This window comes from Pseudoalteromonas sp. A757, assembly GCF_004103285.1.
Taxonomy (GTDB): Bacteria; Pseudomonadota; Gammaproteobacteria; order Enterobacterales; family Alteromonadaceae; genus Pseudoalteromonas; species Pseudoalteromonas galatheae.
In genome coordinates, this window is record NZ_QNQN01000057.1 from 1 (window position 1) to 12,107 (window position 12,107).

General features: G+C 41.1%; 11 protein-coding genes and 1 pseudogene. 5 read left to right on the top strand and 7 right to left on the bottom strand.

The window, feature by feature from the left end; all coding sequences use genetic code 11:
* Window positions 1-573: pseudogene (locus DRB05_RS03740) on the top strand (transposase); the annotation flags it as partial.
* A 411-nt stretch (window positions 574-984) separates the two neighbouring features.
* Here DRB05_RS03740 and DRB05_RS03745 read toward each other — a convergent pair.
* Together DRB05_RS03745 and DRB05_RS03750 are read right to left on the bottom strand one after the other, a co-directional pair.
* The gene (locus DRB05_RS03745; RefSeq protein ID WP_128725741.1) at window positions 985-1,365 is read right to left on the bottom strand and encodes a hypothetical protein; all 381 of its coding nucleotides are present in this window, start codon (window positions 1,363-1,365) and stop codon (window positions 985-987) included.
* Between the two features lie 210 nt (window positions 1,366-1,575).
* Window positions 1,576-1,956 carry a hypothetical protein gene (locus DRB05_RS03750; protein WP_128725742.1) on the bottom strand — a complete coding sequence of 127 codons (381 nt, stop codon included), beginning with the start codon at window positions 1,954-1,956 and terminating at the stop codon, window positions 1,576-1,578.
* A gap of 245 nt (window positions 1,957-2,201) precedes the next feature.
* On the opposite strand from DRB05_RS03750, the gene DRB05_RS03755 reads away from it, so the two are divergent.
* Window positions 2,202-3,173 carry an integron integrase gene (locus tag DRB05_RS03755; protein WP_128725743.1) on the top strand — a complete coding sequence of 324 codons (972 nt, stop codon included), beginning with the start codon at window positions 2,202-2,204 and terminating at the stop codon, window positions 3,171-3,173.
* 203 nt (window positions 3,174-3,376) lie between these two features.
* On the opposite strand, the gene DRB05_RS03760 is transcribed toward DRB05_RS03755, so the two are convergent.
* On the bottom strand, window positions 3,377-4,075 hold the full coding sequence (locus tag DRB05_RS03760) for a hypothetical protein (protein ID WP_128725744.1): 699 nt from the start codon (window positions 4,073-4,075) through the stop codon (window positions 3,377-3,379).
* A 329-nt stretch (window positions 4,076-4,404) separates the two neighbouring features.
* Here DRB05_RS03760 and DRB05_RS03765 point away from each other — a divergent pair, with 329 nt between their 5' ends.
* On the top strand, window positions 4,405-5,013 hold the full coding sequence (locus tag DRB05_RS03765) for a hypothetical protein (protein WP_128725745.1): 609 nt from the start codon (window positions 4,405-4,407) through the stop codon (window positions 5,011-5,013).
* Here the strand turns inward: DRB05_RS03765 and DRB05_RS03770 are convergent, their stop codons facing one another.
* Window positions 5,014-5,820 (bottom strand): aminotransferase class IV, encoded by an 807-nt coding sequence (locus DRB05_RS03770; protein ID WP_128725746.1) that lies wholly within the window; start codon window positions 5,818-5,820, stop codon window positions 5,014-5,016.
* Between the two features lie 107 nt (window positions 5,821-5,927).
* Here DRB05_RS03770 and DRB05_RS03775 point away from each other — a divergent pair, with 107 nt between their 5' ends.
* A complete protein-coding gene (locus DRB05_RS03775) occupies window positions 5,928-6,854 on the top strand; it encodes a LysR substrate-binding domain-containing protein (RefSeq protein ID WP_128725747.1) in 927 nt (308 codons plus the stop codon).
* On the opposite strand, the gene DRB05_RS03780 is transcribed toward DRB05_RS03775, so the two are convergent.
* From DRB05_RS03780 to DRB05_RS03790, 3 genes are all read right to left on the bottom strand, one after another.
* Complete coding sequence (locus DRB05_RS03780; protein ID WP_128725748.1) at window positions 6,816-7,436, bottom strand: LysE family translocator; 621 nt, start codon at window positions 7,434-7,436, stop codon at window positions 6,816-6,818. The two genes, DRB05_RS03775 and DRB05_RS03780, sit on opposite strands and share 39 nt — an antisense overlap.
* Before the next feature lie 103 nt (window positions 7,437-7,539).
* Entirely contained in the window at window positions 7,540-9,153 is a 1,614-nt protein-coding gene (locus DRB05_RS03785) for a PepSY-associated TM helix domain-containing protein (protein ID WP_128725749.1), read from the bottom strand.
* A complete protein-coding gene (locus DRB05_RS03790; RefSeq protein WP_128725750.1) occupies window positions 9,150-9,470 on the bottom strand; it encodes a hypothetical protein in 321 nt (106 codons plus the stop codon). The genes DRB05_RS03785 and DRB05_RS03790 overlap by 4 nt, the downstream gene beginning before the upstream one ends.
* Before the next feature lie 437 nt (window positions 9,471-9,907).
* On the opposite strand from DRB05_RS03790, the gene DRB05_RS03800 reads away from it, so the two are divergent.
* The gene (locus tag DRB05_RS03800; protein ID WP_128725752.1) at window positions 9,908-11,956 is read left to right on the top strand and encodes a TonB-dependent receptor; all 2,049 of its coding nucleotides are present in this window, start codon (window positions 9,908-9,910) and stop codon (window positions 11,954-11,956) included.
* Window positions 11,957-12,107 lie beyond the last annotated feature (151 nt).

Sequence of the window (12,107 nt, forward strand, 5' to 3'; positions counted from 1 at the left end):
GCAGATATTAGCTGGTTTATGCGAGTGCTTAACGAAGACATCGCCCGCCGAGCAAATAAAGAAGATAATTGTACAGGCCGGTTTTGGGAAGGACGATTCAAATCCCAAGCATTACTAGACGAGGCTGCATTGACTGCTTGTCTCGCTTACGTAGACCTAAACCCAATTAGAGCCAACATTGCCGCAACGCCTGAAACCTCAGACTACACCAGCATCAAAAAGCGCGTTGACCACGCAAAGCTGGGCAAACAACCAAAAAGCCTATTACGCTTCGCTGGCAGCCCACGAAAACACATGCCAAAAGGCCTGCCTTTTGAGCTCAAATCCTATATTGAATTGGTTGAGCTAACAGGCCAATGTATTCGCGCCGACAAGCGAGGCTATATCTTTGAGTCTCAACCCATACTCACTCGATTAAATATCGAACCGGAAAACTGGATAAAACTTACTACGCAGTTTTCTCGGGTATTCCACGGTGCAGTTGGAAGAGAGCGAACAATAACCGCCTACTGTGAAACACTGCAAAAACGACGACGTACAAACCTAACAAACTGCGAGCGCTTGCTGGCTTAGCAAAATTCACATTCTCAACGCTAGAATTTCTTACTGCTGTATTTACAGCGCGTTGTAGTGCGCGATAACTCAGTTTTAGTGTAGAGATACGCTTGGACGCTAAAAATTGGCCTATAACTAAACATTTTTGACCAAAATTATTGGAGTGTTTATATGCTTTTTTACTTCACTTCCCCAGCTTGAATATCAATAGTGATGGGTGTCACTGATTTTGTCATCATAAACATCAGTGCACCTGAAACTACTAGAGCTATACCAATTATTAGTAAGGTTTTACTCATTTCTCCGATTCCCGAGTGTTGTATAACGCCCGCATAATGGGCGGATTAAGCTTGGCTAAAATTAGCGAGGAACGAGCGTCAGCCAAGCTTAAGACGTCCATTCATTAATGCGTTTGTTATGTGCTCTCAGCTAACCAGTTACAATTCTATGTTTTTGTTTGACTGGTTCGGTTAGTGACCAACCCATTTCTTTAGCAACTAGCTTGGCAAGTGACCTAATTTCATCCCAATTAGGATCTTCATATAGAGCACTATTTTCACGGTACATGGCTGAGAATTGCGTACCTGAATGCTGAATAATGAAAGCATCTAACGCTTCAATAGATGCTACTTGTTCAAGTGTTAAATCGCTAACTTTCAAGTTGTCTAAGCATTCACCAAAATCAAGAACCAACTCATCACCAACAGCCGCGAAACTTGGATAAAGTGCCTCTTGGACTTTTGCTGATGCAGCAAGTGCCATAATCGAATTTTTCAGGTTATCCATATTTCTACCGGAGCACATAGACATAATGACTCCCACACGGTGCTAGCCTCCGCATTTTCGTGGGTTAGCTTAAAGCCAGAGCCATAATTAGTTTGTCAAATAACTAAATAGCAGAGGCTAGCATGACTAAACATAACATACTTTTCATTGGCTTAGATACTCATAAAGAGTTCATTGAAGTTGCCTATATTGAAGACAACCGAGGCGCAATAGTAGTGGGTGTCACTGATTTTTCTATGTTTTCAATTTACGCAGCCAGAATAAAAACAAGCCAGCTTGAACAATAGCTGCTAAACCATAAAAAGCAGCACCAAATACCCCAACGAAACCTGTAACAAATACTATAAACAAAACGAGTGCAATAAAATAACACCAGATGCTTTGATTAAAGTACTTTGATGCTAACCAATGAACGGGAAAACCAATTAAGCACCATCCAACAACTGAAAATAAAAGATAAACAGATAAGATAATTAGTATTAAGAAAAAGTAACCAACAAAGTCGGTATTGTTATTCTCAGCTAACCATCCCATAACAAGGAAATAGCCAGCGATTGGAATAAATGTTGTAAAAACAGATCTAATTATTGCTTTATCCCAATGCCCCAATTCCACTGAATCTTCCTGAAAACATAACAATTTAATATCGACCCAATGGGTCGTTTATCTACCAAGTCATGGGTCATTATTCTCATTGTACCAGCTTTATCACAATAACTAACTTGTTGCTACAGATATATTTTTAATCATTCATAGAAACTATGAAAAGGATAAAAACGACCCAGTGAGTCGTTTTCTTGACTATAGGAGAAACACAACAACACTGTATATAAACACAGCAATGGGTTGGGGCTAGCTCAATGAGAACTCGTTCACCATTTTTAAACCACATCGCAGAGTTTATGCTGACTAAGCACTATTCGCTCAGAACCGTTGATACATATCTTAAGTGGACTTCTTCCTATATTCATTTTCATGATAAGCGTCACCCAGCTTCAATGGGCGATAACGAGGTTGTCGAATATCTCGACTACCTTGTGCTTAAACGTAATGTGTCGCCTAAAACACAAGCGACAGCGTTAAATGCATTATCTTTTCTGTATAAGCAAATAATTAAACAGGATTTGTGCCCCAATCTAACGTTTATCAGAAGCAAGCGCCAATCTAAGTTGCCAATTGTTATGACCCCCGAGGAGGTTAAACGTCTCATGTCGTTTTTAAGTAAACGATATTATTTAATTTCAGGCTTAATGTATGGTAGCGGCTTACGTGTAATGGAAGCTGTTCAACTACGAGTTCAGGACATTGACTTTGACTACAAGTGCATTCGGATCTGGAATGGAAAAGGGAATAAACATCGGGTGGTTACTCTCGCCACAGAACTTATACCTTTGCTAAGAAATCAAATTGCTCAGGCTGATGAATACTTAAAATTAGATTCCCAGAATGAACGATATGCAGGTGTTTGGATGCCAAACGCACTAGCAAGAAAATATCCTAGCGCCAATAAATCAATTGCTTGGCAGTATCTATTTCCCTCATATAAGTTAAGTGCAGATCCTGAAACTGGGGAGATCCGCCGACATCATTTTCATCAAACAGGAGTACGTAAAGCGGTTAAAGAGGCAGCCAAAAAAGCACAAATAACAAAACCGATAACGCCCCACACTTTTCGCCACTCTTTTGCTACACACCTGTTACAAAGTGGGGCAGATATTAGAACAGTACAAGCTCAGTTAGGTCATTCAGACGTTAAAACCACTCAGATTTATACCCATCTTTTACAGCTAGGCGCAAACGGTGTTGTAAGCCCTTTGAGCAAAATTTTCTAGCTTATTTTGGGACATACATGAGTTAGTGGAACGTGCGCTTTGTAGAACAAAAGTAACGTTGACGACCGTCTTTTGTTCCACAAAGCGCATGTCAGGTAAAGTCTAGCCCCGTTCTTTTTAAACGGTTAGATTCGGGTATGGGCTACTACATTTTATACCTGGTAAAAAGTGCAAATCCCAGCAAACAATAATGATCACGGTAATCAAGTCGTGCCAGTTACAGGCATATCCGAATCAAAGCCAACACTGGTAAATAGGCTATCTAATTCAAGCTCAGAATCTTTGCGATTTACATCCAACGCTTTTAATGTTGTTCCGCCAAGTAACGCCTCTTGGCCCTTCTCTAGGCGTGCATGTAAACTTGCAATTACCGCACGAATGCGATCTCTATCTTGCTGCGCCAATGCTTTTTGACTTTCAGTTTCATGGTCAAGCTTTGCTAACATTTCCAGCCGCTCAGAGAGCTCCTTGTACGCTAAGAAATCTAGCTCTAAATTTTTAAACAGTAATTGCTGCGCTTGATCTTTACTGCTGATATCAACCTTTACAGGCCTTGTCATCATATCAGCCAACAACGCTCGGAGCTTTTCGTAAGCAGCCTCATCTTGAGACGCAATGCTTGTAAGGTCGAATAGAACTTCGTGATCCGCAAATTGGAACTGCAGTAACGCTTCACTTTTATCATGTTGCGACGTTTCGCTAGACGAGCCACTGCTCATGGCATTCATAAAGTTTTGTTTAAAGGTGTGAGCACGTCCCCCACCAGCAGCAAAGTGATTGTCATTTGCTGTAAGCTGATTATGAGCGCTTGGGATCACTAGTTTCTCTCGCTCTACAGGTGAAAAGTTCAGTGAAGTAGGCTCAATCAGTGATACTTGATGTCCAGTTAAAAACGTTGGCATTGGGCAAGTCTAAAAACAATCTCGGTGCTAGACCTTTGCAAGCATTATTCCAAATAAATATTTTCAATAATCAGCCGATGAATTGATATCAATAGCCACTGAACACGGAAATATTTCATTTTCTTAAATAACTCGTACAGCTTCATGGGCAATTCATTGCCGCTTAGGTACGTTAGGTTGCCCTATTTAGAATCTAAACGGCAACGAGTTTACTGCCGAACAGATTGCAGAGCCGTACTTAAAAAAGAAACGCCGCAATAGCAACGAAAGCGGAATTTGGTATAAACCTTGCTGTATAAATATCAACCACCCAATGGATGTGCTTAATCATGAAATTGACGAAGGAAGAATTACAATTCATTAACCGAACCCTAGCCGGTAATCGCGTTGCAGGCTCGCTATTGCCGGAAGCTAGGGATCAAAAACAGCAAACGCACAGTGAGATTAAAAAGTTACTTGCGAGTATTTCAAATAGTTCTCAGTTTTGTCTCGTTGCCAAAAATGCCAACGAGCAGGTCGAGTTTCCACTTAGCGACCTATCGGCATTGATGGAGATTTTAGACAACAACTTAGAAGCACCTAATATCGTAGAAGCCGCTAACTCTAGTGCGCCACGTAGCTGGCGTACTTGCCCATCAACGCCGGTCAGGTTTAGATTATCTCCTCAAATGATGCCGTTTAATATGGTCTCCATATCCCAATCAGGTGGACTGCTTAATACTTTTCCCTATCAAGCAAGTGCTATCCAAATTAATGTGATCAGTCGGATAGCTAAATTATATCTTGCCGACCCTATTCCACTGTTTGCAAACGTCCACTCGATAAAGGTGACAAGCCCATTGGAGCTCGCCGTATCCTTTGCAATGAATAAAACCGATAACGAAAAACTCAAAGCATTTATTCTTCATAACTACATACAGCGCAAGGGGTTAGATTAGTTAAACCAAACTGGTCACTGGCGCCTTATCGTGTAACCTTCGTAGTAATGTGTAAAAGTCTTGGTTTAGATTTAGCTGTATACCATCAAGCGCAGCAATCGGAACACAAGGCGTCCAAGAGTTTAGTAGTGCAACTCCCTCTAACTGAGCTATCTCACCTAATAAAATATCAGCACTTCTTTGCTTTATACCAATTTGATGTGCCATTGCTTCTATAATTTGCATCATAGTGCCGTGCAATTTGGCCCCTTTTGGCCATACTAACCCTTCGCCATCCCAGCCAACAAGATTCCAAATACTGCCTTCCAATACTCTATTGTCATGAACGAAAAGTGCGTCGTCAAACCCGGCTTTGTTTGCTTCACGCATAAAGTGAGTCTTTGCGATTTCACCCACATGTTTAGTGTCGGCTAGTGGGCGCTGATATTCAAAAGATTTCAGACGCATAGACCCCGTTGGACCATCATGTGCAGCACTTGTTTTAATCATAATATTGAGATCCGCATCTTTTGATTTTTGCGTAAATTCACCATCTGAACTAAATACCGTGATTAAGATTGAGCCATCCTTTGGGGCTTCCTTTACCGCAGCTTGTAGCTGCTCTACCACATCCGTCTCTTTCAACCCCATTGAAAATATTTTTTGTGAAGCTTGTCGTAATCTTGCAATATGAAACTCAAATCCTTTTACTCCATATTCTCGCATTTGCATTGCAGTAAAATGTGCATGCCCTGCAAATGCCAGATTTTCCAACTCCTCTATTTTCGCTACATTCCCATTGATAAAAGTAGAGTACTTACCTTTCATTTCACTAGTCCAAATACCTCTGTGTGGTATTATTCTCTCCAAAATAGTGGGTTTTGAAAAACGAATAGTTTTTGCAAACCTTACAAATTTAATTTGCAGGGTGTTAAATGAAGTACTTGAGTGGTTCTCTCTTACAAATCTTGGATGCAAGCTTGCGGCTTAACAGCTTTTCAAAAGTAGCAGAAGAACTTGGACTTACACCTGCAGCGGTGAGCTACCAAGTTAGACAACTTGAAAGTCGACTTGGTTTTTTGTTATTTACACGACAAAGTGGAGGTCTTGAAGTGACCAAAGAAGGGCGACTCATTTGCCAACAAGCTTCTAAGTCGCTTACACAAATGCACTCGGCAATAGCGCAAGCCAAGCAGCTCAACCAAGATAATAAAACATTACGCATTACCGCCAGTACGCGCTTTGCCACTCAACTATTGTTACCTAATTTAGCTCGTTTTAAATCATCAAACCCTGATATCGACATTGAAATCGATATTTCGGATAAAATAAGACCATTGGTACAGAGCGACTTTGATATTGCGATACGCTTTTGTGATGGTGTGTTGGAAGGAGCTGTTGAAATAAAAAAATTGATGAATACCAGTCTTGTCGCTGTTTGTAGCGAAGCTTTTTGGCAACAGCATCAAGCCTTGTTGGAAAGTCCTAAAACATTTCCTCAATTTTTGTTGTGTTCAGTTAAGTGTCGCGTCGGTTCTTTAGAGTGGCCAAGTTGGTCAAATTGGTTTGAAAGCTTTACCGACATTGAATGGAACACTGCTGAGCACATCTCATTCGATGAAATGACACAAGTGATCCAGTTTATACAAGACGAGAATGCAATTGGTTTAGTAGAGCCTAAACTGGCTACGAGAGAAATTTCTAGTGGTCGATTAGTTCAGCTTGATAAGCGCGAACTGGCGATCCCCGCTCCCTATGCATATTATGCGATCATTCCTGATGGGCGCAAAGATAGAGCGCCGACCAAGAAGTGCTTACAATGGCTACAAGGATTGGTAAATCACTCGCATGGCGAGCAGTAAAAAGGCACAGCCCAGTATTTTATCAATTACAGCACGCTTGGCCGTTAAATCGAATTTGTCTCTTGCTGAAGCACTCAAAATTGAGACAATAAAATACCACAGCGCATCTATCGTTAGCACGGTAATACACATGATAAAACCTACTGTTAATGTCATCTTTTCTGGGTCGATAAACTGCGAAAAGAGCGCAACGAAGAAAATAGCCAATTTAGGATTCAAAAATGCAATTGCAAAACCATCCTGCGCAGCTTTGGCATATGAGGTTGCCACTTGAGACTGTGATACCGCCAACCCTTGGCTTTTACTCATTAGGATTTTTATCCCCATCCATGCCAAGTAGGCGGCACCACCGTAAACCAAAAATTGGTATACAATCGGAAATTGATGAATAAGCCCTGACAGCCCCAAGATTGCTAGGCTGGCATAAATGCCAACTCCCAAACCATGCGCAAGGCTTGCGACGATACCATGCTTGGCACTATGAAATAGGCTATAACGCAAGACAACAGCTAAGCTTGGGCCCGGTGACATCGCACCAAAAACACAAATTGCAGCAAGGCTTAACCAGGCTGTAAGTTCCATAATTTTTCCGTAGAGAGTTGCAAAGGGCGTAGGATAACAGATTTGAAAAATTAGATAACTCTTTGCAAGTAAAAAGGGGCTACTCGCCCCTTTTTATATGTTTTTATACAGACTGTGTTTGTAACTCATGTTCAGTTTGCTGCTGACCAATAAACCAAATGCTATTGGTTTCGCCATAGTAAGCTCTATGTTTTGTCTTATTAGCCATTCGCCAGAAAGTAGCACCCAGAATCATAGCGGTTAGCTCTAAAGCAATGGAAGACCAAGCAGTTGAAGGCCAAATACCAAGACTTGGGATTATAAAAGCGATGACCGAAGTTAGCGGCAACGAGAAGCACAAAATGGCAATCGCTCTTTGTGACCAAATTGCCGTTTTACTCATGCCGATAACGAACGCCGCAATTAAGGTAAAACCAAAACATAGATAATAGACCCACATATACACAACATTAATATTCAATGTGGTCAAGGCAGCCCATTTTGTTACGGCAAACGCCGTGGCTACACCTAATAATGAACCCATTGCCACGCCAATAGTCAATTTGCCCATCACTCGGGTTGATTTTGACTGCTCTAGCTGTTTTTGCTTACGGCGCTTCTCAAGCCATAATAAATTACCAGTATAAAATAACACTGCGCCTAAAATGCCCATTATAAAATAAGCCCAGCGACCAAGCTCTCCGCCGTAGCTCCCAAAGTGAAGACCGAATAACGTAGTCACGACGGCCCCCCAAATCCCCCGAGCATCATCTGCGACACTGCTTGCAGATACTTCAAATGTATACGGGTTCATAAATAAATAATCAGCTTCAGGGCCTCGCATCAAGTGTTCATCACTAAACAATTGAATTGACGCTGAGGGCCTAGTGCCATTTAATCGACTCAAAGTGATTTCTTTGACTTGGTGGCCGGGCGCGTAGTCTCTCGCTTTTTGCAAAATCACTTCAAGCCTCGGCAAATTTTCAACCTTGTACTCAATAGCTGAAGGTGCTTGACTCGGAAAAAGTGGTTTGTCGCCATACAACTTACCTAACCCACCATACAAGATGTCGTGGAATGCAAACACAATGACTGTGATGGCAATAACAATATGAAACGGTAAGCTAGTTATCCCAATTAGATTATGAGTATCAAGCCAAAAGCGACTCGCGCCTTTTTTATCTCTTAAAGCAAAAAAACTTTTGATAAGCGTCGGGAGTAAGAAAATAACACCCGAAACAAGCGCAATAAAATACAAAATTGCGGCAATACCGAGTACATAGACCCCAGCCTGATCATGTCCAATTTCACCTACGATACCTGCGCTACGGTGAAGATAATCCACTAACGATGACAATTCATTAATATAGCTGGTATGTGCTTCAAGCTCTCCAGCCTCATTTAATGTGCCGTGCCAGAGCGTTTTATCAAGGCTCAAGCCCCGAGCGCCACCTTGCTCATACCAATTTACTGGAGAATGACCTGCTTCAAAATTAATATTAATACCATTTAGTGCTTCAGGATGTTGCTCAAACACACGATGGATCAACGCATCGTATTTGTCGGCGTCGACTTGAGGCAAATGGTGGGAAGGTGGTGTAGCCCATTTGTCGATACTACCCGCAAACATGGTGATAGCACCAGCAAAGAAGCCAATAAACAACAGTAGACCGGTCGTTACTCCTGTCCAAGTATGTACATTCTGATAAATCCTTAATATATCGGCGCGGATCTTCATGCTATCCCTCTTACAACAAATAAAATAACGTAAACAACCAAGTTAGCGCCACCAAGCCAAAGCACTGCTTGTTTTGAGCTTTTGAACATAAAAACAAAACTCAAAATGAGTAACCAGATAGGAGAAATCATCCACATACTGAACTGAGTCCGCCAACTTTGTCTTGCAGGAGTTAACGTTTCCATCAAGCCGTCGCTCCCTACCCAAGCGAAAAGACCAACGATACCAAAGCTCAGTGCCAAGCCAAGTATGACACCTGCAAGTGTCTTCCCCCACCAGTCTGGTTGGATTTTGTCAGCATTTGAAAATCTGCTCATTGGGACTTCCTAAATAAAATCAGAATGGTGAATGGGATTAGCGCAGTCAATACCATAACGCCAATGAGCCAACTAAACACAACCGCTGCACCAGTGAAAATTTGTATTGCAAAAATGAATGCAATTGCCAGAAGAATATAGCCGGCAAATCTGACAGAGGTAGACAAAGAGCGCTTTAACAAGCGCTGATGCTTGTTTGTGCAGTAAATTAACGTAATTGCAAGGCTCAAAAGAGCGACAAAAAACACGCTTAACAAGGTAAAACTCCGTTTTACAGTAAGATTGAAGATTAAGGCGAGGTTAAGATTATAGCGAATGTTTAGCTTTCAGCAACATCAAATACAATTGATATGATAATCATTTTTATTTAAAATATTAAAAGACTGACAACAGTCTCCCAAAAAAATAACTTATAATTGGTAAAAAGGATCACCTCGGTGAATACATATTCTACAAAAAAGTCTCTTATAGCGCTTTGTGTCTCAACCGCACTACTCTCTCCTCTTAGTTATGCCGATGATGAAAAAGAAATTGAATCTATTGAAAAAATCATTGTATTAGGCGAAAAAACGGCACGAAGTCTAAAAGATACAGCTTCTTCCGTATCTGTAATTGATGAGTCTCAACTCAAAGATTTAACGCACTTAAGTTTAAGTAGTGCAGTTTCTGAAATAGCCAATGTAGTTGTACTTTCAGGCGCAAAGCCTGACATACGTGGTGTTTCAGGTAATGGCTCGGCGACCGGATTCAATGGTGTTTCTGGTGGCGCTAAAGCAAGAGTTTCAACCATTACCGACGGTGTGGCCGAACCATTTATGGCTGATCTAACCGGCGATACGGGAATGTGGGATGTAGAACAAATAGAGGTATTCCGAGGGCCACAATCTACTAGCCACGGCCGAAACAGTATCGGCGGCGCAATGTTTATAAAGACCAAAGATCCTTCTTTTGATTGGGAAGGCGCAGGTAGGGTTGCTTATAGAAATAAAGAGAGTTATATAGATAAGTCGATCATGCTATCTGGGCCACTTATTGATAATGAGCTAGCATTTCGTATCACCGGTCAACGCGTTGACGGTGAAGACTATGACAATAGTATTGAGTACAAAGATAATCCGCCAAAATTTGACCTAAATGAGCTCAACACAGAAAAAGCCAGATTTAAATTACTGTGGCAACCTAGTCAGTTTGAGGGAGTAACGGCACTTCTTAGTCATTCAATTGCTTTTGAAAAAGGTAATACAGGCCGTACAAACTATATCGCAAAGGATCCTCGCGCTTTCATTCCAGCATGGGAGCGTTATATGGACACCAATTCAAAAACAACTAGCTTAAAAATCAATCACAAACTAAATCAAAGCGTTGATTACGAAATTTTGATGGCTGCTATGGATTATAATTTCGGTTTTGATTCTTATGAAGCTAACCCAAAATTTGAACAAGTAATGAGAATGAATGAAGACAATGTAAATGTCGAGTTCAAGCTCAACTACAGCGCCGAACTTTTATCAGGCTTCATTGGTTTAGCATATTATGACAGAGAACAAACCTATCATAGTGATGGCTTTGCTAACTATTTTGGCAGTGATGATAGTAAATCAAAAGCCATATATGGTGAACTAAGCTATAAGCTAAACCCTGACTTTACTATCATCACCGGAGCACGTATTGAGCAGGAATCACAATGGCGTGATATTCACTTTACTACTGCTCAGGGGGTACTAAATTCCCTACTCGATCAAGACAAAACGATTCGCTTACCTAAACTGGTTTTACAATATAATGTAAATGATAAAACCACTGCATCTCTTAGCGCTAGACGCGGATACAATGGTGCAGGTGGCGCGTTACAATGGGAAACTGGAGAGTATTATTATTACGACTCAGAAACCGTTAACACGTATGAACTGGGCCTGAGATCTGCATTAAGTAACGATTTGAATATCAGTGCGAATTTGTTTTATAACAATTACGACGGTTACCAAGCAAATGATCCACAATATCGCATCTCCAATATGGATACTGTGATCACCTACGGTGCTGAATTCGAGTTTTCTGCGATGTTAACACCTGATCTTCAGCTTCGAGGTGGAGCAGGTGTATTGAGAACCGAAATACAAGATACCAGCGTAAAATTCTCTGCGTTTGATGGCAATGAGCTAAGCTCAGCGCCGGGCTTCACAGCAAATTTAGCAATCAAATATTGGCTCACTGATGACCTGCATATTGGCCTTAGCACAGTTAAAGTAGATGAGTACTACGGTGAAATTGGCAATACTAAAGAGCGGATCGCTGGCGATTACACGCTGTCTCGCTTTAATATCGATTATGAAATCGATAATTGGCTGATTGCAGCCTTTGTGAATAATGTTTTTGATAAAGAAGCATACACTCTGGTTTCACCAAGCAGTCGTCGCTACGAATATGGCTATGTTGGCATTGTAGACCCTCGCAATATGGGTATCTCTGCTACCTACCAATTTTAGGGTTCACTGACTTTTCATGTTTATACCAATTAGCTTAATTAAGTGCCTATTTTAAGGTAATAAAATCTTACTATTTAGCTGTTCTAAATGAGAAAGTTTTGGCACAGTTAGTATCCGATTTACTCCTTTAAGTCGGGCAAGTATTAAGACT